This window comes from Lelliottia amnigena, assembly GCF_019047465.1.
In the GTDB taxonomy this organism is placed as follows: domain Bacteria; phylum Pseudomonadota; class Gammaproteobacteria; order Enterobacterales; family Enterobacteriaceae; genus Enterobacter; species Enterobacter amnigenus.
Genome location: NZ_CP077236.1, coordinates 2,791,080 through 2,816,171 on the forward strand (window position 1 = coordinate 2,791,080; position 25,092 = coordinate 2,816,171).

The 25,092-nt window shown below is 52.5% G+C and carries 26 protein-coding genes and 1 other RNA gene; 17 read left to right on the forward strand and 10 right to left on the reverse strand.

From position 1 onward, the window contains the following. Nucleotides 1–83 precede the first annotated feature (83 nt). The 3 genes from ppiD to I6L74_RS13045 all read left to right on the forward strand — a co-directional run bounded on the left by ppiD (nt 84) and on the right by I6L74_RS13045 (nt 2,989). The gene (gene ppiD, locus I6L74_RS13035) at nt 84–1,958 is read left to right on the forward strand and encodes a peptidylprolyl isomerase (RefSeq protein WP_059177898.1); all 1,875 of its coding nucleotides are present in this window, start codon (nt 84–86) and stop codon (nt 1,956–1,958) included. A 148-nt stretch (nt 1,959–2,106) separates the two neighbouring features. Beyond that, nucleotides 2,107–2,490: a helix-hairpin-helix domain-containing protein gene (locus I6L74_RS13040; RefSeq protein ID WP_059177899.1), complete on the forward strand. Its 384-nt coding sequence runs from the start codon at nt 2,107–2,109 to the stop codon at nt 2,488–2,490. A gap of 100 nt (nt 2,491–2,590) precedes the next feature. Next, the gene (locus I6L74_RS13045; RefSeq protein ID WP_059177900.1) at nt 2,591–2,989 is read left to right on the forward strand and encodes a YbgC/FadM family acyl-CoA thioesterase; all 399 of its coding nucleotides are present in this window, start codon (nt 2,591–2,593) and stop codon (nt 2,987–2,989) included. Nucleotides 2,990–3,076: 87 nt separating this feature from the next. Here I6L74_RS13045 and queC read toward each other — a convergent pair whose 3' ends face one another. Continuing rightward, nucleotides 3,077–3,772, reverse strand: a complete 696-nt coding sequence (gene queC / locus I6L74_RS13050) for a 7-cyano-7-deazaguanine synthase QueC (protein ID WP_059177901.1) — start codon at nt 3,770–3,772, stop codon at nt 3,077–3,079. A 66-nt stretch (nt 3,773–3,838) separates the two neighbouring features. Further along, nucleotides 3,839–5,539 carry an SgrR family transcriptional regulator gene (locus I6L74_RS13055; RefSeq protein ID WP_059177902.1) on the reverse strand — a complete coding sequence of 567 codons (1,701 nt, stop codon included), beginning with the start codon at nt 5,537–5,539 and terminating at the stop codon, nt 3,839–3,841. Between the two features lie 101 nt (nt 5,540–5,640). Here I6L74_RS13055 and cof point away from each other — a divergent pair, with 101 nt between their 5' ends. Further along, nucleotides 5,641–6,459 carry an HMP-PP phosphatase gene (gene cof / locus I6L74_RS13060; protein WP_059177903.1) on the forward strand — a complete coding sequence of 273 codons (819 nt, stop codon included), beginning with the start codon at nt 5,641–5,643 and terminating at the stop codon, nt 6,457–6,459. Between the two features lie 41 nt (nt 6,460–6,500). Here cof and I6L74_RS13065 read toward each other — a convergent pair whose 3' ends face one another. After that, the gene (locus tag I6L74_RS13065) at nt 6,501–7,547 is read right to left on the reverse strand and encodes a PLP-dependent cysteine synthase family protein (RefSeq protein WP_059177904.1); all 1,047 of its coding nucleotides are present in this window, start codon (nt 7,545–7,547) and stop codon (nt 6,501–6,503) included. Between the two features lie 116 nt (nt 7,548–7,663). Between I6L74_RS13065 and I6L74_RS13070 the strand changes: the two genes are divergently transcribed. The 5 genes from I6L74_RS13070 (at nt 7,664) to amtB (ending at nt 13,594) form a co-directional block, all read left to right on the forward strand. Next, nucleotides 7,664–8,122: an Lrp/AsnC family transcriptional regulator gene (locus I6L74_RS13070; RefSeq protein ID WP_059177905.1), complete on the forward strand. Its 459-nt coding sequence runs from the start codon at nt 7,664–7,666 to the stop codon at nt 8,120–8,122. Nucleotides 8,123–8,164: 42 nt separating this feature from the next. Next, complete coding sequence (locus I6L74_RS13075) at nt 8,165–9,937, forward strand: SmdA family multidrug ABC transporter permease/ATP-binding protein (RefSeq protein ID WP_059177906.1); 1,773 nt, start codon at nt 8,165–8,167, stop codon at nt 9,935–9,937. Next, entirely contained in the window at nt 9,930–11,711 is a 1,782-nt protein-coding gene (locus tag I6L74_RS13080) for a SmdB family multidrug efflux ABC transporter permease/ATP-binding protein (protein ID WP_059177907.1), read from the forward strand. The genes I6L74_RS13075 and I6L74_RS13080 overlap by 8 nt, the downstream gene beginning before the upstream one ends. Nucleotides 11,712–11,933: 222 nt before the next feature. Further along, the gene (gene glnK, locus I6L74_RS13085; protein ID WP_012016323.1) at nt 11,934–12,272 is read left to right on the forward strand and encodes a P-II family nitrogen regulator; all 339 of its coding nucleotides are present in this window, start codon (nt 11,934–11,936) and stop codon (nt 12,270–12,272) included. A 35-nt stretch (nt 12,273–12,307) separates the two neighbouring features. Further along, entirely contained in the window at nt 12,308–13,594 is a 1,287-nt protein-coding gene (amtB, locus tag I6L74_RS13090) for an ammonium transporter AmtB (protein ID WP_059177908.1), read from the forward strand. 364 nt (nt 13,595–13,958) lie between these two features. Here amtB and tesB read toward each other — a convergent pair whose 3' ends face one another. After that, complete coding sequence (tesB, locus tag I6L74_RS13095; protein WP_059177909.1) at nt 13,959–14,819, reverse strand: acyl-CoA thioesterase II; 861 nt, start codon at nt 14,817–14,819, stop codon at nt 13,959–13,961. A gap of 205 nt (nt 14,820–15,024) precedes the next feature. On the opposite strand from tesB, the gene I6L74_RS13100 reads away from it, so the two are divergent. Further along, nucleotides 15,025–15,594, forward strand: a complete 570-nt coding sequence (locus I6L74_RS13100; RefSeq protein ID WP_059177910.1) for a YbaY family lipoprotein — start codon at nt 15,025–15,027, stop codon at nt 15,592–15,594. Nucleotides 15,595–15,626: 32 nt separating this feature from the next. Here I6L74_RS13100 and I6L74_RS13105 read toward each other — a convergent pair whose 3' ends face one another. Both I6L74_RS13105 and I6L74_RS13110 read right to left on the reverse strand, forming a co-directional pair. Then, nucleotides 15,627–15,938 (reverse strand): MGMT family protein, encoded by a 312-nt coding sequence (locus tag I6L74_RS13105; RefSeq protein ID WP_059177911.1) that lies wholly within the window; start codon nt 15,936–15,938, stop codon nt 15,627–15,629. Between the two features lie 3 nt (nt 15,939–15,941). Then, nucleotides 15,942–16,382, reverse strand: coding sequence for a GNAT family N-acetyltransferase (locus tag I6L74_RS13110; RefSeq protein ID WP_059177912.1), 441 nt, complete (start codon nt 16,380–16,382; stop codon nt 15,942–15,944). 162 nt (nt 16,383–16,544) lie between these two features. Between I6L74_RS13110 and ffs the strand changes: the two genes are divergently transcribed. After that, nucleotides 16,545–16,641, forward strand: an RNA gene (ffs, locus tag I6L74_RS13115) — signal recognition particle sRNA small type. Between the two features lie 225 nt (nt 16,642–16,866). Beyond that, a complete protein-coding gene (locus tag I6L74_RS13120) occupies nt 16,867–17,841 on the forward strand; it encodes a site-specific integrase (protein WP_243398825.1) in 975 nt (324 codons plus the stop codon). Between the two features lie 58 nt (nt 17,842–17,899). Here the strand turns inward: I6L74_RS13120 and I6L74_RS13125 are convergent, their stop codons facing one another. The 3 genes from I6L74_RS13125 to I6L74_RS13135 all read right to left on the reverse strand — a co-directional run bounded on the left by I6L74_RS13125 (nt 17,900) and on the right by I6L74_RS13135 (nt 20,984). Next, nucleotides 17,900–18,247, reverse strand: a complete 348-nt coding sequence (locus I6L74_RS13125; protein WP_072241755.1) for a DUF4087 domain-containing protein — start codon at nt 18,245–18,247, stop codon at nt 17,900–17,902. A gap of 95 nt (nt 18,248–18,342) precedes the next feature. Beyond that, nucleotides 18,343–18,774, reverse strand: coding sequence for a hypothetical protein (locus I6L74_RS13130; protein ID WP_059177914.1), 432 nt, complete (start codon nt 18,772–18,774; stop codon nt 18,343–18,345). Beyond that, nucleotides 18,774–20,984, reverse strand: coding sequence for a glycoside hydrolase family 24 protein (locus tag I6L74_RS13135; protein ID WP_059177915.1), 2,211 nt, complete (start codon nt 20,982–20,984; stop codon nt 18,774–18,776). The genes I6L74_RS13130 and I6L74_RS13135 overlap by 1 nt, the downstream gene beginning before the upstream one ends. A gap of 259 nt (nt 20,985–21,243) precedes the next feature. On the opposite strand from I6L74_RS13135, the gene I6L74_RS13140 reads away from it, so the two are divergent. From I6L74_RS13140 to I6L74_RS13155, 4 genes are all read left to right on the forward strand, one after another. After that, on the forward strand, nt 21,244–21,732 hold the full coding sequence (locus I6L74_RS13140) for a hypothetical protein (protein WP_237729547.1): 489 nt from the start codon (nt 21,244–21,246) through the stop codon (nt 21,730–21,732). 67 nt (nt 21,733–21,799) lie between these two features. Then, nucleotides 21,800–22,003 carry a hypothetical protein gene (locus I6L74_RS13145; RefSeq protein ID WP_059177916.1) on the forward strand — a complete coding sequence of 68 codons (204 nt, stop codon included), beginning with the start codon at nt 21,800–21,802 and terminating at the stop codon, nt 22,001–22,003. A gap of 433 nt (nt 22,004–22,436) precedes the next feature. Further along, a complete protein-coding gene (locus I6L74_RS13150) occupies nt 22,437–22,688 on the forward strand; it encodes a hypothetical protein (protein ID WP_012016329.1) in 252 nt (83 codons plus the stop codon). Next, nucleotides 22,685–22,900: a hypothetical protein gene (locus I6L74_RS13155; RefSeq protein WP_041689306.1), complete on the forward strand. Its 216-nt coding sequence runs from the start codon at nt 22,685–22,687 to the stop codon at nt 22,898–22,900. Before I6L74_RS13150 ends, I6L74_RS13155 begins: the two co-directional genes overlap by 4 nt. A 66-nt stretch (nt 22,901–22,966) precedes the next feature. Here I6L74_RS13155 and yczR read toward each other — a convergent pair whose 3' ends face one another. Beyond that, nucleotides 22,967–24,388 carry a MocR-like transcription factor YczR gene (gene yczR / locus I6L74_RS13160; RefSeq protein WP_059178040.1) on the reverse strand — a complete coding sequence of 474 codons (1,422 nt, stop codon included), beginning with the start codon at nt 24,386–24,388 and terminating at the stop codon, nt 22,967–22,969. Between the two features lie 84 nt (nt 24,389–24,472). Here yczR and yczE point away from each other — a divergent pair, with 84 nt between their 5' ends. Continuing rightward, nucleotides 24,473–25,084: a membrane protein YczE gene (gene yczE / locus I6L74_RS13165; protein WP_059177917.1), complete on the forward strand. Its 612-nt coding sequence runs from the start codon at nt 24,473–24,475 to the stop codon at nt 25,082–25,084. Nucleotides 25,085–25,092 lie beyond the last annotated feature (8 nt).

Here is a 25,092-nt window from a genome sequence, read left to right on the forward strand (position 1 = left end):
TCACAATAGGACTTTATGCGCTGCGGTCAGGATTTCCGCCAGCGTCAGGTCTCCAGTCACCTACAGCGGAGTGTGGTCACACCATGATGGACAGCTTACGCACGGCTGCTAACAGTCTCGTGCTCAAGATTATTTTCGGTATCATTATCCTGTCATTCATTTTGACCGGCGTGAGTGGATACCTGATTGGCGGTAGCAGCAACTACGCCGCGGAAGTGAATGGCCAGGAAATCAGCCGCGGGCAGTTTGAAAATGCCTTTGCCGGAGAACGCAATCGCATGCAGCAGCAGCTCGGCGACCAGTTTTCTGAGCTTGCAGCGAACGAAGGCTACATGAAAACCTTACGCCAGCAGACGGTGAATCGTCTTATCGACGAAGCGCTGCTGGACCAATACGCTAAACATTTGGGTCTGGGCATCAGTGATGACCAGGTCAAAAAAGCCATTTTCTCTACTCAGGCTTTCCAGACAAACGGTAAATTCGACAACACCCGTTATAACGCTATCGTCAACCAGATGGGGATGACGGCGGATCAGTACGCGCAGGCTCTGCGTAATCAGCTGACTTCTCAGCAACTGATCAACGCGGTAGTGGGTACCGATTTCATGCTCAAAGGCGAAACTGACGAGCTGGCGGCGTTGGTGTCACAGCAGCGCGTAGTGCGTACAGCCACGATCGACGTGAATGCCCTGGCGGCAAAACAGCAGGCCAGCGACGAAGAAGTTAAAGCTTATTATGAGCAGAATAAAAACAACTTCACCGCACCTGAGCAGTTCCGCGTGAGCTATATCAAGCTGGACGCGGCGACTATGCCTGAAACTGCTTCCGACAGCGATATTCAGTCTTATTACGACCAGCATCAGGATCAGTTCACTCAGGCGCAGCGTAACCGTTACAGTGTGATTCAGACGAAAACGGAAGCCGACGCGAAGGCCGTCGTTGACGAACTCGCTAAAGGCGCAGATTTTGCGACCGTGGCGAAAGCGAAATCCACCGATATCATCTCTGCAAAAAATGGCGGTGATATGGGATGGCTGGAAGATGCGACGACGCCAGAAGAGCTGAAAAATGCAGGCCTGAAAGAAAAAGGTCAGCTGTCCGGTGTCATTAAATCCTCTGTTGGTTTCCTGGTTGTGCGTCTGGATGATATCCAACCTGCAAAAACCAAACCATTGGCTGAGGTTCGTGATGATATCGCGGCGAAAGTGAAGCAGGAAAAAGCGCTGGACGCATACTATGCGCTGCAGCAGAAAGTGAGCGATGCCGCGAGCAACGACAACGAATCGCTGGCCGGTGCTGAGCAAGCCGCAGGCGTTAAAGCCGTTGTGACCGGTTGGTTTGGGCATGATAACCTGCCGGAAGAACTGAACTTTAAACCGGTATCGGATGTCATCTTCAACGGTGGTCTGCTGGGTGACAACGGTGCGCCGGGCAACAACTCTGACATCATCACAGTCGATGGCGATCGTGCCTTTGTGCTTCGTGTTACCGAACATAAAGCTGAAGCCATTAAGCCGTTGGCAGAAGTCAAAGATCAGATTGCAGCTCTGGTGAAACACACCAAAGCAGAACAGCAGGCGAAACTCGATGCTGAAAAGCTGCTGGCTGAGCTGAAAGCAGGTAAGGGTGACGCAGCGCTGAAAGCGGCGGGCCTGAGCTTTGGTGAAGCGAAAACCTTGAGCCGTACGGGTCAGGATCCGATCAGCCAGGCGGCGTTTGGTCTGAGTCTGCCAGCGAAAGATAAGCCAAGTTTTGGCACCGCATCCGACATGCAGGGCAACATCGTTGTGCTGGCACTGGATGAAGTGAAAGCAGGCACAATGCCGGATGAGCAGAAAAAGGCGATGGTTCAGGGTATCACTCAGAACAACGCCCAGATCGCTTTCGAAGCACTGATGAGTAACCTGCGTAAAGAAGCGAAAATCAAGCTGGGCGATATCATCACTCAGCAGCAGTAATTACGTGGCTGCTCGCAAATTTTCGTAACGTAATGCAAAACACAAAGGCCGCTTTCGCGGCCTTTTCCATTTCTGCAATCTGCCGTTTGTTCTTGTTTCGTCCGGGCGCTATCGTCACCTGGCTGTCAACAAACAAGGAGAAAACAGCATGAAACGTGGAATCAAAGCACTTTTTATTACTCTTGCAATCGCTACGGCGGGAATGAGCTTTAGCGCTTTGGCGGCGACACCAGTGGCGAAAGCCCATGCCACTTCATCCGCAGCGGATTCAACGGCTACGTCGGCATCTGCACAAACCAAGGCAAAGGCGACCGTCAAAGCCTCGGATGAAGAGGGCACGCAGGTGAGTATCAACTCTGCATCAGCAGAAGATCTGGCCCATGCCATGAACGGTGTAGGGTTGAAGAAAGCGCAGGCGATTGTTGCCTATCGCGATGAGTACGGCCCCTTTAAAACCCTCGACGATCTTAAGCAAGTACCAGGCATTGGCAGCTCATTGGTTGAGCGTAACCTCACACACTTGACGCTGTAATCATGTAATAGCTTGCAGAGCAGCGAAAATTTGCCAGGATAAAGAGGTCATACCAGTTGTGACCTCTTTATCCTATAACAACAGTAAAGGCTATTGTGCTATGCAGACCCAAATTAAAGTTCGCGGTTATCATCTTGATGTTTACCAGCATGTGAATAATGCACGCTATCTTGAGTTCCTGGAGGAAGCGCGCTGGGACGGGCTGGAAAATAGCGAAAGTTTCCAGTGGCTCACGGCGCATAACATTGCTTTTGTGGTCGCTAACATCAATATCAACTATCGCCGTCCAGCCGTGTTGGGCGACAGGCTCACGGTGACGAGCCTGGTGCAGCAGCTAAACGGTAAAAGTGGGGTGCTAAGTCAGGTAGTGACGCTTGATCCCGAAGGGCAGGTTGTGGCAGATGCGCTGATCACTTTCGTCTGTATCGATCTCAAAACGCAGAAAGCGCTGCCGCTGGAAGGCGAGCTAAGAGAAAAACTCGAGTTGATGATCGTATAACGCCCCTGGAAAAGGGAAGGGACTGGAAAGATTTTCGTGACCGTGCTGGCGCGGCGAATCGTTCGACAGCACGGTAGTAAAAGGACGTTATTTCAGCCCTGTTTTGGCTTTCATTGCTGACATCACAGCGGGCTTATTGGTCAGATAATGATTGAGCCCGTTGGAGCGCAGGTTGCAGGAGGCGCACTGTCCGCATCCGTCGCCTTTAATGCCGTTATAACAAGTCAGCGTTTCAGTGCGGACCAGTTCCAGTTTTTCCCAGTAATCCGCCAGCGCCCAGGTCTCCGCTTTATCGAGCCACATGAGCGGCGTTTCGAAGCGAATCTCTTTTGCCATACCCAAATCGACGGCGTGGTTGAGCGCTTTAACAAACTCGTCACGGCAATCTGGATAGCCGGAGAAATCTGTTTCGCAGACGCCCGTAATGATCGCTTCGGCTTTCACCTGATAGGCATAAATCGCTGTCAGCGTGAGGAACAGAATATTGCGCCCAGGGACGAAGGTATTCGGAATGCCGTCGGCATCGGGTTCATAGTCGGGCACGGGAATACTGTCGCGGGTGAGGCTACTGACGGCCAGTTCGTTTAACAGCGTAACGTCCAGGACTTTATGCGCACGTGCACCAAGCTTTAGCGCCAGTTCCTGAGCCACGTCGATTTCTGCACGATGACGCTGTCCATAATCAAACGTGACGCAATGCACTTCATCATATTGATGCAAAGCCTGAATCAGGCAGGTGGTGGAGTCTTGTCCTCCGCTGAACACGACGACGGCACGTTTCATAAATAATCTCATCAGGAACGGTAAAGGCATCATGGTAACGTCTGACGATCGTGCCGACCAGCTTCTTCACGTATTTGGCGCTGGAACCCATGCCTGCGTGAAATCAAACCAACCACGGGTATTGAGGCGGATACCGTTAACCCCCGGCGGGGCGCTAATTTGGTATTGATAGTTAAACAACGGCGTCAGTACGGCGTTTTCCATCAGATGCGTGAAGATTGATTTCAGCCCCGCGTGGCGTGCTTGCTCATCAGTTTGAATCTGTACCGCATCCAGCGTTGCCTGCAGATGGGCATAGTGCGGCGCGCTTAACAGATGCGGCCAAAGCGTATCGCAGCGGAGCCATTGCTCCAGCGTATAGCCCGGCGCTTCGCCTATGAGCCTGTCGCCCATCATCAGATCGGCGTCGGCAAGCCCGCTGCATCCATCCCAGGTTTTGGCGTCATGAAAAACGACCGTCAGATTGCAGCCCAGTTTAGCCAGATAACGTTTGAGCTGCTCTGCCATGGTATGCAGTTCAACGGGCAAATGGTAAACGAGGGTCAGTGATTCGGGCAGCGCGACACTATTTTGCGTTGACCAGTCGGGAATGGTCCAGCCCGGCAGCAACTCCTGTGCAGGGGTGATCAGGTTTTCATCCAGCGGGAGCGTATGTAAAAGCGTGGTGTGATGGATGATAGTGATGAGCCGCTGCGCCTGTGCTTGGCTAAGGCGCGGGCTTTGTTTCAGCGTGAGATAACAGAATCCCAGGCTGGTGCTACTGCTGACCAGACTCAGATTAGCCAGTTCGTCCGGCTCACCAATCGCGATTTGCACGGGATGGCGACAGCTGGTGCCTAAATCCTGCTCGAAAAGTTGCGGGGTGATCCAGTATTCAATGGCCTTCAGCAAAGGATGGCTGAGGTGGTACTGCTCGTGGCTCTCCAGACGGACGAGATCAGGCTCGTATGCCGTCAAACGGAAGGGGCCGCTGCCCGTCAACGGGCGATCAGGATGGGCCAGGCGGCTGCAATAACTTGCCAGGCGATGCGCGAGCCAGTAATCCGGCTGATGTAAAACAAACGTCAGGCATTGTGGATGCGTCATATCGACGCGCAATACGCTGTTGAACAATCGGCGCAGCGCAGGCAGAGCGAGTAATTTTATCAGGCTGCGCTGAAGCTGTGCCGTTTCGACCTTGTCGCCGTTATGCCAGTGCAGCGTCGAGCGAATATAAAAATGCCAGCGTAGCCCATCGGCTGACACCTCCCAGTGATGTGCCAAATCCCCTGTGGGTTCGCTACTGTTACCGTTGAACCGTGTAAGCCCCGAGAAGACTTGCCCCACAAGATGCTGCTCTGCCCGTCCCGGTAAAAAACCCGCGTGCAGCGGATCAAGCGCACGATAGTAAGGAATACGCAGCGTTGGCGTATCGTTTTGCCAATGCCCCCCCAGAAACGGATGCAGCAGCGTGCGGAGTTCCTGCGGCGCAATTTGCGCCAGTTCCAGCGCGTTATGCTGATGCCCGCTTTTTAGCGCCTCTTCCATCATATTACTGCGCAGCGAGTCAGGTGAAACGTGGAAGGTCAATTCACCTCGCTTGCCGCGCCCTGATTGTGCCCGCCAGGTCAGCCATCCGGCATCCTGAGCCTGTCGCAACAGCGTGCGTACATGCCGTTCGCTGCAAAAGCAGCGGCTGGCAAGTTCGGTCACCGTAATGTGTTGGGGGGCACCCGCAGACGGTTGCCACAGTCGTTGATATTGGTTGAGACGATTTAGCTGGCGCATATTAAACCCGGAACAATTATTGTCATCTATTCACTATTACTTCCGTATATCTCAGGCAATACTGATCCACAAGTTAATCCCATCACATTTCAGGAGTCATCATGGCGCGGCTTGCAGCATTTGATATGGACGGCACGCTTTTAATGCCGGACCACCGCTTAGGGGATAAAACCCTGAGCACGCTGAAGCGCCTGCATGAGCGTGATATCACGCTGACGTTTGCCACGGGTCGCCATGAACTGGAGATGCGCCATCTACTAGGAGCGCTTTCGATTGATGCGTTTTTAATTACCGGCAATGGCACGCGTATTCACTCTGTAGAAGGTGAGGTATTGCACCGTCAGGATCTCGACCCTGAGGTCGCGGATTTAGTTCTGCACAGCACCTGGGAGACCGAGGCGAGTATTCACGTGTTCAATGATACGGGCTGGTTAACGGGCAAAGAGATTCCGGAGTTGTTGCATGCCCATGTCTACAGCGGGTTTCGCTATCAACTCACAGACTTGCGCCGTATCCCCTCACATTCGGTGACGAAAATCTGTTTCTGCGGCGATCACGACGATCTCCGCCGTCTGCGCATTCAGCTTAACGAAGCGTTAGGCAGCCGCGCGCATCTCACGTTTTCGGCGATGGATTGTCTGGAAGTGCTGCCCGTAGGATGCAACAAAGGCTCCGCCCTGGCGGTGCTGAGCGACCACTTGGGCTTAACACTGCAGGATTGTATGGCGTTCGGCGACGCCATGAACGACCGCGAAATGCTGGGAAGCGTGGGTCGCGGTCTGATTATGGGGAATGCGATGCCGCAGCTTAAGGCGGAGCTATCCCATCTACCGGTTATCGGGCATTGCCGTAACGAAGCGGTGTCCCATTTTTTGACACATTGGCTGGATCAACCAAACCTCCCGTATTCCCCCGAATAGTGAGACCCTTCCAGCAAGCCAGACCTCGGTCTGGCTTTTTTTTATTTCAGCATCTGCGCAATCTGTGCTTTCCAGGGGGCGATATCCCCGATATTCGTTTTCACCCATTCTGCGTTGTAATAGGTGTCGAGATAGCGCTCGCCGCTGTCGCACAGCAGAGTCACGATAGAACCCGTGCGGCCTTCTTCGCGCATCCGTGAAGCCAGGTGCAGAACGCCCCACATATTGGTACCGGTTGACGCGCCCACTTTGCGGCCAAGCTGCGTTTCCAGCCAGTGCGCCGTCGCCACGCTTGCCGCATCGGGCACACGCAACATCTCGTCGACAACATCAGGGATGAAAGAAGGCTCAACGCGCGGGCGACCAATCCCTTCGATTTTGCTGCCCACCAGGCTTCGAAGCGTGGCATCGCGGCTCTGCCAGTAATCCATAAACACAGAGTTCTGCGGATCAACCACCATCAGTTGAGTGTCATATCCCTGGCAGCGGATATAGCGGCCAATCGTCGCTGAGGTGCCGCCCGTCCCGGCGCTCATGACGATATAGGACGGCTGCGGATGCGGCTCATTGTTCATCTGGCGGAAAATACTGTCGGCAATGTTGTTATTCCCGCGCCAGTCGGTCGCACGCTCGGCGAACGTAAACTGGTCCATATAATGGCCGTTCAGCTCGCGGGCGAGCATTTCCGAGGCGGCGTAAATCTCGCAGGCGCTTTCAACAAAGTGGCAGCGTCCGCCGTAAAATTCGATCTGTTCGATTTTGCGTTTCGCGGTACATGAGGGCATCACGGCGATAAACGGCAGGCCAAGCAGGCGCGCGAAATAGGCTTCTGACACGGCAGTTGAACCCGATGACGATTCAATAATCGTTGTGCCTTCTTTGATCCAGCCATTGCATAAACCATACAAAAACAGCGATCGTGCCAGACGGTGCTTCAGGCTGCCGGTAGGGTGAGTGCTTTCATCTTTTAGATAGAGCTGAATCCCTGTAAAACCCGGCAGTGCGAGGCGAATCAGATGCGTATCCGCCGAACGTTGATAATCAGCGTTAATCTCACTGATCGCATGTTTGACCCAAGTGATATTCATCGTAGGAATCCGTTTGTCATTTTGTGCCCAGCATAGCGAATAGCACGGAAAAAATTGTTGCTATCTGGCCTTTAAAATAGAATGACAGGAGAAAAATATTCTCTGTGAGGTGGGGTATGTTAGATAAAATTGACCGCAAGCTGCTCTCTTTGCTGCAAAAGGATTGCACCCTCTCTTTGCAGGCACTCGCTGATGCCGTTAATCTGACCACCACGCCCTGCTGGAAACGGCTCAAACGGCTGGAAGATGAAGGCGTTTTATTGGGCCGCGTGGCCCTGTTGGATCCCGAAAAACTGGGGCTTGGACTGACCGCGTTTGTTCTGATAAAAACGCAGCATCACAGCAGCGACTGGTATTGCCGATTTGTCACCGAAGTCTCAGAGATGCCAGAAGTGCTCGGGTTCTGGCGCATGGCGGGTGAGTATGACTATCTGATGCGCGTTCAGGTGGCGGACATGAAACGCTATGATGACTTCTACAAACGGCTGGTCAACAGCGTGCCGGGCCTCTCGGATGTCACCTCGAGTTTTGCCATGGAACAGATAAAATACACCACAGCTTTACCCATTGAATAACATCCGGACTTTGCCGGAACAACACCTTCAGGAATTTACCGCGTGCGATTATTTGCTCAATTAAGCTGGTACTTCCGCCGGGAGTGGCGACGCTATCTCGGCGCAGTAGCCCTGCTTATTATCATTGCCATTCTGCAACTGATTCCGCCCAAAGTGGTGGGATATGTGGTGGATGGCGTCACGGAACAACATTACACCACCGCACGGGTGATGATGTGGGTCGGCACGCTGGTCCTGACTGCGGTGATTGTCTACCTGTTGCGCTACGTCTGGCGTGTGCTGCTGTTCGGGGCGTCTTATCAGCTGGCCGTGGAGCTACGCGAGGATTTTTATCGTCAGTTAAGCCGTCAGCATCCTGAATTCTACCTCCGCCATCGCACTGGCGATCTGATTGCGCGCGCCACCAACGACGTGGATCGCGTGGTCTTTGCCGCCGGGGAAGGGGTCTTAACGCTGGTGGATTCGCTGGTGATGGGCTGTGCGGTGCTGATTGTTATGTCGACGCAAATCAGCTGGCAGCTCACGTTGCTGGCGCTGTTGCCGATGCCGATTATGGCGCTGGCGATCAAGCGCTATGGCGATCAACTGCACGAGCGTTTCAAGCTGGCGCAGGCGGCGTTCTCGTCGCTCAACGACAGAACCCAGGAGAGCATGACCAGCATCCGGATGATCAAAGCTTTTGGTCTTGAGGATCGCCAGTCGGCGCTGTTTGCTGCGGATGCCGCGGACACCGGCGCGAAAAACCTCCGCGTGGCGCGGATTGACGCCCGGTTCGATCCCACAATTTATATCGCCATCGGTACCGCGAACATGCTGGCGATCGGTGGCGGAAGCTGGATGGTCGTCAACGGTTCAATGACGCTGGGCCAACTGACCAGCTTTGCCATGTATCTTGGCCTGATGATTTGGCCGATGCTGGCGCTGGCGTGGATGTTTAACATCGTTGAACGCGGCAGTGCAGCGTACAGCCGTATTCGCGCGATGCTCGCCGAAGCGCCTGTTGTTAACGACGGCACCGAATCCGTGCCGGAAGGGCGCGGTGTGCTGGACGTTGCCATCCGTCAATTCACCTATCCGCAAACCGAAAACCCGACGCTTGAGAACGTGAACTTCACGTTGCATCCGGGACAAATGCTGGGGATTTGCGGGCCGACAGGTGCCGGGAAAAGTACCGTGCTGTCTCTGATTCAGCGCCACTTTGATGTCACGCAGGGTGAAATTCGTTTTCACGATCTCCCGCTGACGCGTTTGCAGCTCGACGCCTGGCGCAGCCGTCTTGCGGTCGTGAGTCAAACGCCGTTTTTGTTCTCCGATACGGTGGCAAACAATATTGCGCTGGGGCATCCGAATGCGACACAAGAAGAAATTGAGCATGTGGCTCGGCTTGCCAGCGTCCACGACGATATTCTGCGCCTGCCGCAGGGGTATGAAACTGAAGTCGGCGAGCGCGGCGTGATGCTCTCCGGCGGGCAGAAACAGCGAATTTCCATTGCCCGCGCGTTATTACTGAATGCCGAAATTCTGATTCTGGACGATGCCCTCTCTGCTGTTGATGGCCGCACGGAACACCAGATTTTGCACAACTTACGCCAGTGGGGCGAGGGGCGCACGGTGATCATCAGCGCTCACCGATTATCGGCATTGACCGAAGCGAGCGAAATTCTGGTGATGCAGCACGGGCATATTGCCCAGCGCGGCCATCATGACCAGCTCGCCGATCAGGCGGGTTGGTATCGCGATATGTATCGCTATCAACAGCTGGAAGCGGCGTTGAACGACGCGCCAGATCTGAATGAGGAGGCCACCGATGCGTAAATTCGTCCAGCTTTGGCCTACGCTAAAACGCCTGCTGGCCTACGGTTCGCCATGGCGTAAACCGCTCTCTATCGCGGTCGTCATGCTGTGGATAGCGGCGATTGCCGAGGTCAGCGGTCCGCTGCTGATCAGCTATTTTATCGACAATATGGTCGCGAAAAGCTACATGCCATTAGGGCTGGTGGCCGGGCTGGGTGTGGCCTATGTGGGCCTGCAACTGCTGGCCGCCTCGCTGCATTATGCGCAATCGCTACTGTTCAATCAGGCAGCGGTCGGCGTGGTGCAGCAGTTGCGCACGGATGTGATGGACGCCGCACTGCGCCAGCCGCTGAGTGAGTTCGATACCCAACCCGTCGGGCAGGTGATTTCGCGCGTCACAAACGACACCGAAGTGATCCGCGATCTGTACGTCACCGTCGTGGCCACGGTTCTGCGCAGCGCAGCGTTAATTGGCGCCATGCTGGTGGCGATGTTCAGCCTCGAATGGCGGATGGCGCTGGTGGCGATTACCATTTTCCCGGCAGTGATGATTGTGATGGTCATTTATCAGCGCTATAGCACGCCTATTGTGCGTCGACTGCGTGCCTATCTCGCCGATATTAATGACGGCTTCAACGAAGTTATTAACGGCATGAGCGTGATTCAGCAGTTCCGCCAGCAGGGGCGTTTTGGTGAGCGTATGGGCGAGGCAAGCCGCTCGCACTACATGGCCCGCATGCAAACGCTGCGTCTTGACGGTTTCCTGCTGCGCCCGCTACTGAGCCTGTTTTCGGCCCTTGTGCTGTGCGGCCTGCTGATGCTGTTTGGTTTCGGCTCCGGTGGCACAATTGAAGTCGGCGTGCTGTATGCGTTTATTAGCTATCTGGGGCGTCTCAACGAGCCGCTGATCGAGCTGACGACGCAGCAATCCATGCTGCAACAGGCGGTGGTGGCGGGGGAGCGCGTATTTGAGCTGATGGACCGCCCGCGTCAGACCTATGGCGATGATGAGCGTGAGCTGCAAAGCGGCGCCATTGCGATTGAAAATGTCTCTTTCGCCTATCGCGAGGATCGGCTGGTGCTTCAGGATATCAACCTTGACATCCCGTCGCGCAGCTTTGTGGCGCTGGTGGGGCATACGGGGAGCGGGAAGAGTACGCTCGCCAGCCTGTTGATGGGCTACTATCCGCTGAGCCACGGCGAAATCCGCATTGATGGCCGACCGCTAGCTTCACTGAGTCACGGCGTGCTGCGCAAAGGGGTAGCGATGGTGCAGCAGGATCCGGTGGTGATGGCTGACTCCTTCTTTTCCAACGTCACGCTGGGACGGCCGTTTACGGAAGAACAGGTCTGGGACGTGCTGGAGAAAGTCCAACTCGCCGATCTGGTTCGCGGTATGAACGACGGAATATTCACGATGCTCGGTGAGCAGGGGAATACGCTTTCCGTCGGACAGAAACAGCTGCTGGCGCTGGCGCGCGTGCTGATTGAAACGCCGCAGGTGCTGATCCTGGATGAAGCGACCGCCAGTATAGATTCGGGTACCGAGCAGGCCATTCAGCAGGCGCTGGCTGCCGTCAGAGAGCACACCACGCTGGTGGTGATTGCGCACCGCCTTTCGACGATTGTCGATGCGGACACCATTCTGGTGCTGCATCGCGGACAAGCCGTTGAGCGTGGGAATCACCGCCAGCTGCTTGAGGCCAAAGGGCGCTATTGGCAAATGTATCAATTGCAGCTTGCCGGTGAAGAGCTGGCCGCCAGCACGCGCGAAGAGGAATCGTTGAGCGCGTAATGCACCAGAATTACGCACATTGCTAACAGGGATTTTCTGTTGGTGCAAAAATACAACGCATCATGCACTGTCATGGTGCGTTTTTTTTAGTTAAGTCCGAAATTCCCCCTCGCTTCGCCACGCCAGCCTGATTTTGTCCTCTTTTCCAACTCTGGCACAGGGCTTGCAATATCTCTTTCGTAAACGCTGCGGCCATTATTGAATTCTGACTGGAGGGGATCTATGAAGCTGGTTACGGTTGTCATCAAACCATTCAAACTCGAAGACGTACGTGAAGCGTTGTCTTCAATGGGTATTCAGGGACTGACGGTCACCGAAGTGAAAGGCTTTGGTCGTCAGAAGGGTCATGCGGAGCTCTATCGTGGAGCAGAATACAGCGTCAACTTCCTGCCTAAAGTGAAGATTGATGTGGCGATTGCTGACGATCAGCTTGATGAAGTGATCGATGTGGTCAGCAAAGCGGCCTACACCGGCAAAATTGGCGACGGCAAAATTTTCGTTGCCGAATTGCAGCGCGTCATTCGCATCCGTACGGGCGAAGCTGACGAAGCGGCACTGTAAGTAACTCCTGGCACACAGTGATAGGGATCGAGAAAATGAAGAAAACAACAATCAAACTGGCTCTGGGGTCTCTGGCACTGCTGCCGGGCCTGGCAATGGCGGCCCCTGCGGTGGCTGATAAAGCCGATAACGCTTTTATGATGATCTGCACCGCGCTGGTGCTGTTCATGACTATTCCGGGTATCGCGCTGTTCTACGGCGGCTTAATCCGCGGTAAAAACGTTCTGTCGATGCTGACTCAGGTTGCCGTGACGTTCGCGCTGGTCTGCGTGCTGTGGGTGGTTTACGGCTATTCACTGGCGTTCGGCGAAGGCAACGCCTTCTTCGGCAACTTTAACTGGGTAATGCTGAAAAATATTGAACTGACCGCTTTGATGGGCAGTTTCTACCAGTATATCCACGTCGCGTTCCAGGGCTCTTTCGCCGCGATTACGGTTGGCCTGATTGTTGGCGCGCTGGCGGAACGTATTCGCTTCTCAGCGGTGCTCATTTTCGTGGTGGTTTGGCTGACGCTCTCTTATGTGCCAATCGCGCATATGGTCTGGGGCGGCGGTCTGCTGGCTTCCCATGGCGCGCTGGACTTCGCAGGCGGTACGGTTGTTCACATTAACGCCGCGGTAGCAGGCCTGGTGGGTGCATACCTGATTGGCAAGCGCGTAGGTTTTGGCAAAGAAGCGTTCAAACCGCACAACCTGCCGATGGTCTTCACGGGCACCGCGATTCTGTACTTTGGCTGGTTTGGCTTCAACGCTGGCTCTGCGAGCGCCGCGAACGAAATCGCCGCTTTGGCCTTTGTGAACACAGTTGTCGCAACCGCTGGCGCAATCCTTTCATGGGTGTTCGGCGAGTGGGTGGTACGGGGTAAACCGTCTCTGCTGGGCGCGTGTTCCGGTGCGATTGCCGGTCTGGTCGGTATCACGCCAGCCTGTGGTTATGTGGGCGTAGGCGGAGCACTGATCGTGGGTCTGGTTGCCGGTCTGGCAGGTCTGTGGGGCGTGACTGCGCTGAAACGTATTCTGCGTGTAGATGACCCTTGTGACGTCTTCGGCGTGCACGGTGTGTGCGGTATCGTTGGCTGCATCATGACCGGTATCTTTGCCTCAACGTCTCTGGGCGGTGTGGGTTATGCAGAAGGTGTGACCATGGGCCATCAGGTTCTGGTTCAGCTGGAAAGCATCGGCGTGACGATTGTCTGGTCTGGTGTCGTCGCCTTCATTGCCTACAAACTTGCTGATATGACCGTGGGTCTGCGTGTACCTGAAGAGCAGGAACGCGAAGGTCTGGACGTCAACAGCCATGGCGAGAATGCGTATAACGCGTAATAAAAGCAAAAAGGCAACGTAAGTTGCCTTTTTAATGTTTCACCCTCTCCCGCGGGAGATGGCTGGGGTGAGGGCAGCAGACCGCACAAGCTCCAGGCAAAAAGGCAACGTAAGTTGCCTTTTTTAATGTTTCCCCCTCTCCCGTGGGAGAGGGTTGGGGTGAGGGCAGCAGACCGCACAAGCTCCAGGCAAAAAGGCAACGTAAGTTGCCTTTTTTACTGTTTTCCCCCTCTTTCGTGGGAGAGGGCTGGGGTGAGCAGACCGCACAAGATCCAGGCAAAAGGCAACGTAAGTTGCCTTTTTTACTGTTTTCCCCCTCTCCCATGAGAGAGGGCAGGGGTGAGGGCAGCAGACCGCACAAGGCTTAACCGCGATTTCGCATCACCCCTTCCTGCACCGTTGAAGCTACCAAAACACCATCCTGAGTATAAAACTCACCGCGCACAAATCCGCGCGCGCTGGATGCAGACGTACTTTCCACGCTGTACAGCAGCCATTCGTTCATATCAAACGGGCGGTGGAACCACATGGAGTGGTCGATAGTCGCCACCTGCATCCCTTTTTCCAGGAAGCCCACGCCGTGCGGCTGCAATGCCACCGGCAGGAAATTGAAATCAGAGGCATAGCCCAGCAAATATTGATGAACGCGGAGATCTTCCGGCATTGCGCCGTTAGCGCGCATCCATACCTGACGCTTTGGCTCGGCGATATGGCCTTTCATCGGGTTGTGGAACTCGACCGGGCGGATTTCAAGCGGCTTATCACACAGGAATTTTTCTTTAACCTGCGGCGGCAACAAATGCGCCAGCGCACGCGCGATATCCGTTTCTGATTTTAGCTCATCAGGCGCTGGGGCGGACGGCATCGTTTTTTGATGCTCATAACCCGGCTCCGGGGCCTGGAATGAGGCCGTCATGTAAAAAATCGGTTTACCATTTTGAATGGCAGCCACACGCCGGGCACTAAAACTGTTGCCGTCGCGCAGGACTTCTACATCATAAATAATGGGTTTTGCGCTATCGCCCGGACGTAAAAAGTAGCTGTGAAAAGAGTGAACCAGACGGTCTTCGGGCACGGTCTCTTTGGCTGCGTACAGCGCCTGACCAACGACCTGACCGCCAAAGACCTGGCGTAAGCCGAGATCTTCGCTCTGTCCACGGAAGAGTCCTTCCTCAATTTTTTCCAGATTCAGTAATGTCAGCAGATTGTTCAATGCTTGACTCATAGTCGTCCTCAATAAAGCGCTATCGCGAAAGATACGCTGATTATAACGCAGAATGAGAAGTGGTCCGATGGGTGCAATAATCTGAATAACGAGGCGAAACCAGGCATAAATAAGTGATATGTGCCACACTTAGTCACGTTATGTTTTTGTTAACGACTTCGGGCGGGATCGATCCCGCTTGTGCATTGAAGATAAGGAGAACTCAATGAAACTCGTGCACATGTTAAGTGGTTTAGCGGTAGCGGTTGCTCTGTCTGCGTGTGCGGACAAAAGTGCAGACATTCAGACGCCAGCGCCAAACCCAAATGCGGCAGGGGCGACAACGCAGCCGACCATGCAGCAGCCGAATGTTTCCGGTACGGTTTGGATCCGTCAGAAAGTGGCTCTGCCGCCGGATGCCGTATTAACCGTGACCCTGTCGGATGCTTCGCTGGCTGATGCGCCGTCAAAAGTGCTGTCGCAGAAGGCTGTACGAACCGAAGGTAAACAGTCCCCGTTCAGCTTCGTACTGCCCTTTAACCCGGCAGACATTCAGCCGAACGCGCGTATCTTGTTGAGCGCAGCGGTGACCGTCAATGACAAACTGGTGTTTATCACTGATACGGTACAGCCAGTGATCAACCAGGGCGGGACAAAAGCCGATCTGACGCTGGTTCCGGTTCAGCAGACAGCCGTTCCGATGCAGCAGGGCGGTGGTTCGGCAACAACCGTTCCGTCAACCTCGCCAACGCAGGTTAACCCGTCTTCTGCCGTTCCTGCACCGACACAGTATTAATCCCCTGACCCTCTCCTTGCGGGGAGAGGGTTTTAATACACCCATCGATATTTCTGCATATCGATTTGGCCTTTTCCCGACACCTGCACGCCTTCTGACAGCAACGCCTGGCGCTGACGCTGTAAATCAGGCCCAGTCAGGGAAATCTCCCCATGACGATTCACAACCCGATGCCACGGCAACGTGCTGCCCTCCGGCAAGCGCTTGAGCACGCCGCCCACCTGACGCGCCGCGCGTGGTGAACCTGCCAGCCGGGCCACATCGCCATAGGTCGTGACGAAACCTTGCGGAATAGAAGCCACAATTTGCCATACCCGTTGCGGGAAGGTGTCGTTATTGTCCATGCGTTAGTCCTGTCGGCGTTTCTCTAAACGGATATCGCCGTCGCCAGCGTCCTGTTCATTCCCCCATCCCAGATGACGATAAAAGCCCGCTGCGCGTGTGTTCTTTCCGGTTTCCAGCCAAATCGTAGCGCTGTGCTTGAAAAGTTCCTGCTCAGCAATGTGCACAAGCTGTTTACACAGCCCCAGAGCTTCAAATTGTGGCAGAACAAACGCGGCGAAAAGACAGTTATCCTCCGGGATAATCATGGAAAAACCGACAATTTGCTCGTTATCTACTGCGACCCACGCGCAGTCAGAAGTCTGTATCATGGATCTTATCGCCGCGGGCGTAATGCCCAGCGCCTGCATCTCTTCCTGGTTCATGGAGTTTTCCGTGACCGACGTGCGAACGTCGAACAAACCGGGAACATCGCCGGGAACTGCGAGTCTAATTTTTACAGCCATGCCTCATCCTTGCGTTCATTTCATGCCGGGATGACGATAATAGCGGATAAATGATGTTCTTTGCGCAATAAACCATCATCCGGTCGCGGTGAACTTGCAATTGCGATCCTGTGCAGGGATAATGCGCCGGCGCGTTGGGAACAACGCTCTCAATGGGGGCTCTGTTGGTTCTCCCGCAACACTACTCTGTTTACCAGGTCAGATCCGGAAGGAAGCAGCCAAAGCGGATGACGTGTGTGCCGGGATGTAGCTGGCAGGGCCCCCACCCATTTCTGATAACGCTATGATTTTTATAGCTAAAAATATTATTTCTCTGCATTGATTTGCTGATGGTACAACTTTTGTGTATCACTTAATAGGCTAATCAATGTCACATCTGATGCTATCCCGTCACGGGATCTGGTACTACCGTAGAGTTTATTCAACACCTCGGAAACGGCGCGAGATTCGTATTTCTCTGCGTACACGTTCAAAGCGCGAAGCTATGAAACGTGCAGAGCAATACATCACCTCACAGCCTTTCGCCTGTGTTCCCCAGGCCATCCCGGCACACTCATATTCTGCCCTGGCTGCACCTACGCTGCTGAACGAGAAGAAGCCATTATTTCCGAACCTGAAAAATGAGTTTGAGAAGTACGGCAATGCGAAAACGGGGTCTGTGGGTGAGCGCGAGATTTTGACGATCAACAGGTGCGTGAATGCGTATTTGCCTGCGACCAAAGAGCCATTTAGCAAGAGAAGCGCAGCGGCGTTTGTTGATAGTTTGGAAGGATCTGCATCTACCAGAAACCGTTACATCAAAAAGAACTCGGCGTTTTTCAAATGGCTTGCGACTCGCACGGATGAAGACATTCGAAACCCGTTTGAGGGGATGGGGGTGAAGGAGACTACAGCACCAATGGATCGCCGTCCTGCGTATTCGCTCAACGATTTGAAACGCTTGCACATTGCTTTGCATGGTGTGAGGGATTGGAAGCGCTGGGTCATCTTAATCGGGCGATATTCTGGTATGAGGCAAAATGAGATAAGCCAGCTTTACGACAATGACGTGATGAAAGTTGACGGGGTTTGGTGCTTCCGTATCGATAACTTAAACCCTAATCAGACGCTTAAAACGGACAGTTCACGTCGGTTCGTTCCTATCCATTCGCAACTACTGACACTTGGTCTGGTTGATTTCATATCCGACAGAAAAGGGCATTTGTTCCCTGAGTTAACCTTGCATCTTGGCAGTTATGGTCACTACTTTAGCCGTTGGTTTACGAGGTTCAGGGGTAAGCATGGTTTGCCTGAGTATCATTCGTTGCGACACTACGCCGCCACAACATTCAAACAAAATGGCTTTCCTGAGCAGTTCGCCACCCAAGTGCTCGGACACTCGAACGCAGCGATCACTTACAACCGATACGGGAAGGGCATTGATGTCTCGTGCTCGGTTGAACTGGTGGAAACTCTGTAGAACAAAAAACTATGTGGGTGCAAAGCGGAGGCTGAATTTCCTCCGCTTAAGCTCGATATTATGGTTTTGGGAGAGTCTTGTCTGTTTCGCAACGGCTAAGAGGCAGAATTTTAGAGCTGTAAATCTTTGTCACCTTCTTATCGCTTTTGTTTACGTCAACTCGAATACATGAGCAACCATACCCATAGTTTCCGTTGGTTTTAACAAATTGGTCATCCGGGAAATCCTTTAATTTTTCGATGCCTGGAGCAGAATATCCACCTTCCAACGAAATATCCCAAGTACCATCTTTATCAATAAGCCATTGATTGGCTGGTGTAGGGTTTTGCAACCAGCCGCACCGTAACTCACTGGCAAAGGCATAACTGCTTAAAATTAGTATGGCCAATGGTAAAAAATTTCTCATTACTATTACTCGTTGCTATTTTTTGGACAACACCCGTCTTTATGGGTTTTTAGTGTATCAGTATGAACCCAACAGGTAGCGGTTTTACACCTCGGCTATTTTTCACATTTATGAAGTTTTATAATGCCGTTTTCCGCATAAGACTGTACGAAATCAGGATCATTAATCCAGTAATACTTGGATTTTTTATTATCATAAAACCCTTTCCAGAGCAATTTGCCATTATTATTATTTACGCTTAGCACTGCAATCGGCATTGTGGAGCTGACACTCTTCCAGTCGAAATTCATACCACCTCTACCAAGATCGGTTACACTATCGTATAAAATATTAATCTTGTTATTATCTACTTCCTTGGAGTGTGAATTAATAACAATCTGATTGTCATTAACAACAAGAGGGCTAGGCTTTTCTTCAATATTGATAGAGAAACCGTCATCATCACATGTTGTGCTCCACACACCAAAATTTGAACCTGCATGGATTGTTATGGAAATGAAGAGTAAAGCAAATGGCCAAATTTTCATTATTTAGACTCCGCGACGGCTGCTATATATCCAATATCTAAATGAAGATCAGTTTTTCCTGATGATTCTTCATCAAGATAATGACTATACAAAGAAAGTGCATCTTGTTTTGATTTCGCTGGTTGACCATACCGACCAGGAGGAAGGCTTGCCCATTCATAACTTAATATATCCAATGCTCCATCAACATCCCCGGACATAATTTTATCTAAAGAGTGTTTTCTCTTATATTTAAAAATTAGAACACAAAATTCATCTTGAGATTTTGGTGTGAAATCAACAATACCAGCATCTGCTCGATGTGAGATCATTTTGGGGTCATTCCAAGTATAACCCATGATCTGATATGCCCCTGCTGCTGATGAAGTGAGGTTGCCCCTTGTAATGGAGATCTGCGGGTGGTCGCTAAAATCCTTATGATAATCCTTGATGAAAGATTGCCCTCCAAATAAAGTCTCATAACCAGCTTCACCAACAGTTCCTTCACCAACACGAAGCATTCGCATAAATGCCCGAACCCTTGCCTCTTCGAGTGATAATGAAAAAAGACTTATTGCATTAAGGAATACCAGTGGGTGCATATGCCACAAAGCCTCACTACTGCGGATCTCCGGCACATCCTTCATCCACACCAGTTTATTGATGAAGACACGGTTGAAGAGTGCCATGCTGGGATATTTCTTTGCCTGTTCATCCAGTGCCGCTTGCCACAAAGCTGACATACCATCCTTAAGCCACTCGCTGTGGTGTTTAAATACCAGACGCTGCACCTGATACTGAATATGAGGCTGACTGTTATGTAAAAAACGCCACAGATCGCCAGCATCAATAACACCATCCTGGTTCGAATCAATCTGTTTCAGCAACCTCTGGTACTTCTCCGTGTAGCTTAACGAGTACATATCACGGGTTTCTGCTCGTGCCAGTTCTTCGAGGCGTCCGAATACATTTCGCAGCCAACCTTCTTTTGGCGTCTGGAAGATACTTTGTGGTGCATCCTCCTGTTCCAGAGGAATAAAGCCTCGTTTTTCAAGGTTAAACTGATTAGCTCTTTCAACGTCAGTCGCTGACATCCAGGCATGTTCGCCAGGAATGTAATACCAGGTTTTTCCGTCAACTTCTAGTTTCTGGCATTCGCTTTCCTGCGTGTAGCGTTCTGCTGTACTTGGCGAGGGATCGCCACCAACACCTGCCACCACAAAAGAATTGTCCCTCTCTCGATGCTGCCAGCGGGGTTTATCTGCAAGCGTGTGCAACTCTGCTGCCCCGACCGTTACCCCAGCTTTATTCGCCAGAAAATCTTTCATTCGGGGATCCTGACTGAATACTTCCAGATGGCAGAAATACTGCGGACCACCATAAGGGCTTTCATCCAGGCTCAGGTGCCCTATGGTCTCCCCGGCCTGAACGGCTATCTCATTTCCGGAAGTTGTTACCACCTGATTAAATACGCCATACTCACGAGCTTTTTGCATCCAGGCAGGCAGTATGTTTTCCTGACGTTTAACAAATTTATCCAGCCCGGAAATCCAACCAGCCTCCCCCACTGATAACCCCGTTTTAGCCCCTTCAGGCACTGACATTACTTTGATAAAAATAAATGGGGCAGCCTTGCCATTGAGCAGAAAAGTGGCTTCTTGTTTAATTTCCACAACAGAACCGCGAGGTAATGTGGTACGTGAATCCTGAGGCGCTTCATAGTAGCGTTGTGAATTTTGGGGAATATTAATGCCTTCAGTGATCCCGTTGCGCATCCAGCCGGAGAATGTATTGTCCTGCCGGATTTTCAATGCGCTGGCGCTCACTGTTGCGGTTGGGGTGTCAGTGATACCGTACTCAGACAGTGGAGCTATCTGCATCCACAGGGTGTAGAAATCCAGTGCATTATCGGGTTTGTCTTTATCCGGGGTGCAGGTGGACTTGATGAGGACAAAGGTGGAGCTGAATTTTGGTGCTTTTTTCCCGAATGGTGCAGTTTGGTAATGATCATTCAGACGCCAGGCCACTACGTGACCATCGGTCATGCACTTTAGACCGTGGTTGCCAGGTTTGAAAATGGCATTACCAGCAAAATTCTCATAGAAATGAATACCACCGTGCCAGTGCTCCGCCGGTTTCATCAACCAGTATGAGTCTCCTTTACTTCCCTGCATGGCGGCCATGAATTCCGAAGCGGATCGGTAGCCGTCAATTGGCAGCACCATTTTCATCCTGTTCTCCCTGATTTTATGATGGTTATTTCTCCATCATATACTGGACAGGACGTGACCAAAACTTCCTTAATTTTATCAATTTGTTACTGACTGCCGCTGTAGAGATGAAATATTCCCGGCTCTTGGGGTCATGTGCCAAGCAACTGCTTAGGTCGCTAACCATTTTGCTGGGATCTGTGGGAAATACCAGCAGGCAACCGGAACGATTAACACCAACGTTAGCTCTGGTGATCCACTCCGCAGCCTTGATGATGCTGTGACCGCTCCTAAAGTGCGTATGGGTGGTCTTGCTGGTCAGCTTGATGGCTTTGTTCTGTTCGCTGATAGCAACGTCTATCGCGGCATTAAGTATCACCCAGATGTACGCCAGAACGTGCAATACGGTGTTCTTGATCGCGATGTATTGTTTAACAAAGAGGTGCTTCCGGCGTTCAGCACCTTCCTGATCGATAATGTTCGAGTTGTGGAGGTGACGGATCAGAATCTTTATGGCATAGGTCCGGATCAATCCTTCCTTGTTCCCCGTTTCAGTCGCCCTATGTCGTCTAACATTGCTCTACCTTTCGGTTATGTAGCAACAGCGACCAGCCGCGATCTGGATTTGTCATTTGTTGATCCTGTTGATTTCCGCATTTGGTCGTTGAAGGACAAGTTCAACAACATGGAGATTTTCGCGGAAAGCTCAATTTTACCAGTTGTGTACCGTCCCGACATGGTAACGCTGTTGACGAACGACGCAGCGTAAGACAGCGGACTTTGGGGCTGACTTTTGGCCCCACAGTGAAGAATTAGGCAAAGAAGAGGTGATTACTTTGAAAATTCAGTTCCAGACTAACAACGGCTTTCCGCTGCTGACCATCGCAGACGAGCGCGTTTTAGAATTTCTGAACGTGGGCGCCGTATGTCGATTCCTTAAGATTCCGCGCTCATCCTTCATGATGGACGTTGAGCAAAACGGGCTTGAGAAGGCAATCAGTGAAGCGCTGTTGAAAATGAGAAAGAAGAAAGCAATCTGAGACTGGGCAACCTGGCCTTTTTTGTGTCTGTCACATGAGAAAACGGCTTGCCTGGCCTCTTTTTGGTTATAAAAATTGATTGCCTCACTGCTTTTTAGTGCATTGAAATACATAGGTTTTGTTTGAAAAATCTTAGCTGGCAGGGCCCCCACCCATTTCTGCCCATCTCGACGCTCTCGCGTAACACCTTCGATCTTCACTTACCGTCCGCAGATCCCATGGCTTGTTTTTTTGTTATTAGCCTTACGATTAAATGGGTTATGTAATATATCTTTCATCCATCTGAAATATTATTGTCATAAACCTGTAATAATAGACTGGCAAATTATTGTTGGGTGTTTTTATTCTGTCATAAGCAAAAAATATATATGTGGATTGCGCTGATAACTTCGTGTATTAAATAAATAACTTATTCCGAAGGGAAGTCACAAACATGGTCACTGCGGTACTTAACGTAAAAATAGATGAAGCGCTAAAAGAAAGACTTCGTCATTACGCAGAAGTGAATAACGAGAATTTAAGTGTCACCACAGAAAAACTGCTGCTGCTGGCCTTTGAAGCAGTAGAAGAGGCGGGAGTATCGGAAGAGGATATCGATAATCAACATACGGAAGAAGAGAGTGTAGCGCCATTTACTCCTAAAGAAATCAAAGCACTACGAAAAATTCTGAAGAAGAGAAAATGAAACAACAACTGTCTAATGCCAGTGACTACAAAGAAGCCTGCGATCTGCTTCGCTCAGGCTATGTAAAGCATGTACGTCTTGGCTGGAATGTAGGAAGTGATGAGTTCTTTCGCATTGCGTCTGACTGGTGTGATACCGGCGCAAAAATAAAGAAAGAAGGAGAAAGTTTTGTTATTTCTCTTAAGGGTTTCCCTATTCCTCCTCAGCACTGAGAACAAACCTGTGAAAACTGCTGACTGCATGCATTGCAGCCAGCAGTTTTTATTATTTCTGAAGCGCTATATAACAGCGCGTTTTAAAAAAACGTCTGTTTTATTCAAATTTGCCCATAGCGGTTTAATTTGCAAAAGCGCTTTCTCAAGCTCCGCGGGATCCAATGAAAAAGGCATCCGCAGGTAGCGATCAAACGCCCCCGAAACACCAAACCGCGTGCCGGTACCCAGATGGATTCCCAGCGCTTCTGCTCGGGCCGCCAGCTGAGTCGCCACCATGCCTGGAAGTTCTACCCAGTAAGAAAGCCCTCCTTCTGGCTCACAAAAGCGCCATTCAGGAAAATGCTCGCGCATCAATGCGCCACATTGGTTCCGGCGTTCAAGCAGCATCTCTCGTCTTGCCGGAAGAAACGACGCTGAATGCTCAATCAACCAGAGCGTAGCAAGCTGTTCCAGCAACGGCGATCCAAGATCGAGCGTGTCGCGCGTCTGCGCAAGCGTTGCGATGGTGCGCGAAGACGCGCGGATCCAGCCAAGGCGTAATCCTCCCCAGAAGCTTTTTCCTGCTGAACCCAGTGTAATCACGCTGGCCTGTGGGTTAAATGCCGCCAGCGGTGGCGGTGGCGGGGCATCAAACCACAGATCAACCATGGTTTCGTCGACCACCAGCGTCGTGCGGGTCTGAGCGGCAATATCCGTTATCGTCTGGCGGGTGGCGGCGTCCATACAACGTCCAGTCGGATTATGGAAATCCGGCATCACGTACGCCAGACGCGGCGCGGTTTGCGCCACCGTGGCGGCAAAACCGTCGGTATCCCATCCCGATTCAGGCAGCGAGACACCGACGGGACGACAGGATGCCCCCTGAATCGCGGCAATCGCCAGCGGATAGGTCGGATGATCCACCACCACCCGATCGCCTGGGCCGGTAAGCATTCGTAATACCAATGCCAGCCCGCTGACCGCGCCATTCACTACCATCACTTCATCCGCGCGCGTCGGCAATCCGCGTGCGCTGTACCGTGTGGCAATCGCCTCGCGCAGCGCCAGCAACCCCATCTGATCGTAACCCGTTAGCGACAGATGCTGCGTCATGGCGGTGAGGGCGTGGGTATAAGCCTGATGAATTTCCGGTCCGGCGCTGAGCGCGGCAGTGGAGAGATCCAGCGCCGAGGTGATGGCCGCGCGAGTCGGGACGGCGTGGCTTTCCGGCAGAATGACGCGCGACCCGCTGCCGTGACGGCTTTCCAGATAACCTTCGTCGCGTAAATGCGCCAGGGCGCTGCTGACGGTAGTGCGGCTGACATTCAGCGCGCTTGCCAGCTCCCGCTCGCCGGGCAAGCGTGTGTCCAGCGCCAGCCTGCCGTCCAGAATGAGCAGGCGCAGCGCATCGGCTAACTGACGCCACAGCGGCGTGCGCGAAGAAACTTGCTGCCAGTGGCCCAACAGGCGCACCAGCGACTGGCTACCAAAGCGACGTGATGACATATGCAGTCCACTATTTGAAAACTGGACATTAATCATAGGGCCATTTCCGGCGAAGATGAAAGCATAAACTTCAGGAGAAAAAGAATGCTGCGTCGCTTACTGCAACTTTACGTCGGGCTGGGATTTTACGGGCTTTCCACCGCGATGTTCGTCCGTGCCGATCTCGGTGCTGATCCGTGGAACGTGTTTCACCTTGGCGTAGCCAAACTGCTGGCGATGGACATCGGTACGGTGATGATTTTAACCGGCGCGCTGGTGTTGCTGTTCTGGATCCCGCTGCGCCAGCGTCCAGGGCTGGGGACCATCAGCAATGTGATTGTGATTGGTCTGGCGGCCGATGCCTCGCTGGCATTGCTCCCAGAAATGAGTTCGCTGGTGGCGCGCAGCGTGCTGTTGTTTTCAGCGGTAGTGGTGAATGCGCTCGCCACCGGAATGTACATCGGTGCGGGTTTTGGCTCGGGCCCGCGAGACGGCCTGATGACCGGCATCAACGCCCGTACGGGTTGGTCGGTGCGCAGTGTGCGTACGGCGATTGAAGTTTCGGTTTTACTGATCGGCTGTGTGCTGGGTGGCACGTTCGGCGTAGGTACCGTGCTGTATGCGCTCGCCATCGGCCCACTGATTCAAATTTGCCTGCCGTGGTTTCGTCAGAAACCGAAAATGAGTGTGACCCCACAACCGGAAAGCGTTGTTTAATTCTGCGA

Coding starts and splice junctions, on each gene's coding strand:
- ppiD (WP_059177898.1), top strand. CDS start 84: ATGATGGACAGCTTACGCACGGCTGCTAACAGTCTCGTGCTCAAGATT.
- I6L74_RS13040 (WP_059177899.1), top strand. CDS start 2,107: ATGAAACGTGGAATCAAAGCACTTTTTATTACTCTTGCAATCGCTACG.
- I6L74_RS13045 (WP_059177900.1), top strand. CDS start 2,591: ATGCAGACCCAAATTAAAGTTCGCGGTTATCATCTTGATGTTTACCAG.
- queC (WP_059177901.1), bottom strand. CDS start 3,772: ATGAAACGTGCCGTCGTCGTGTTCAGCGGAGGACAAGACTCCACCACC.
- I6L74_RS13055 (WP_059177902.1), bottom strand. CDS start 5,539: ATGCGCCAGCTAAATCGTCTCAACCAATATCAACGACTGTGGCAACCG.
- cof (WP_059177903.1), top strand. CDS start 5,641: ATGGCGCGGCTTGCAGCATTTGATATGGACGGCACGCTTTTAATGCCG.
- I6L74_RS13065 (WP_059177904.1), bottom strand. CDS start 7,547: ATGAATATCACTTGGGTCAAACATGCGATCAGTGAGATTAACGCTGAT.
- I6L74_RS13070 (WP_059177905.1), top strand. CDS start 7,664: ATGTTAGATAAAATTGACCGCAAGCTGCTCTCTTTGCTGCAAAAGGAT.
- I6L74_RS13080 (WP_059177907.1), top strand. CDS start 9,930: ATGCGTAAATTCGTCCAGCTTTGGCCTACGCTAAAACGCCTGCTGGCC.
- glnK (WP_012016323.1), top strand. CDS start 11,934: ATGAAGCTGGTTACGGTTGTCATCAAACCATTCAAACTCGAAGACGTA.
- amtB (WP_059177908.1), top strand. CDS start 12,308: ATGAAGAAAACAACAATCAAACTGGCTCTGGGGTCTCTGGCACTGCTG.
- tesB (WP_059177909.1), bottom strand. CDS start 14,819: ATGAGTCAAGCATTGAACAATCTGCTGACATTACTGAATCTGGAAAAA.
- I6L74_RS13100 (WP_059177910.1), top strand. CDS start 15,025: ATGAAACTCGTGCACATGTTAAGTGGTTTAGCGGTAGCGGTTGCTCTG.
- I6L74_RS13105 (WP_059177911.1), bottom strand. CDS start 15,938: ATGGACAATAACGACACCTTCCCGCAACGGGTATGGCAAATTGTGGCT.
- I6L74_RS13110 (WP_059177912.1), bottom strand. CDS start 16,382: ATGGCTGTAAAAATTAGACTCGCAGTTCCCGGCGATGTTCCCGGTTTG.
- I6L74_RS13120 (WP_243398825.1), top strand. CDS start 16,867: ATGAAACGTGCAGAGCAATACATCACCTCACAGCCTTTCGCCTGTGTT.
- I6L74_RS13125 (WP_072241755.1), bottom strand. CDS start 18,247: ATGAGAAATTTTTTACCATTGGCCATACTAATTTTAAGCAGTTATGCC.
- I6L74_RS13130 (WP_059177914.1), bottom strand. CDS start 18,774: ATGAAAATTTGGCCATTTGCTTTACTCTTCATTTCCATAACAATCCAT.
- I6L74_RS13135 (WP_059177915.1), bottom strand. CDS start 20,984: ATGAAAATGGTGCTGCCAATTGACGGCTACCGATCCGCTTCGGAATTC.
- I6L74_RS13150 (WP_012016329.1), top strand. CDS start 22,437: ATGGTCACTGCGGTACTTAACGTAAAAATAGATGAAGCGCTAAAAGAA.
- I6L74_RS13155 (WP_041689306.1), top strand. CDS start 22,685: ATGAAACAACAACTGTCTAATGCCAGTGACTACAAAGAAGCCTGCGAT.
- yczR (WP_059178040.1), bottom strand. CDS start 24,388: ATGTCATCACGTCGCTTTGGTAGCCAGTCGCTGGTGCGCCTGTTGGGC.
- yczE (WP_059177917.1), top strand. CDS start 24,473: ATGCTGCGTCGCTTACTGCAACTTTACGTCGGGCTGGGATTTTACGGG.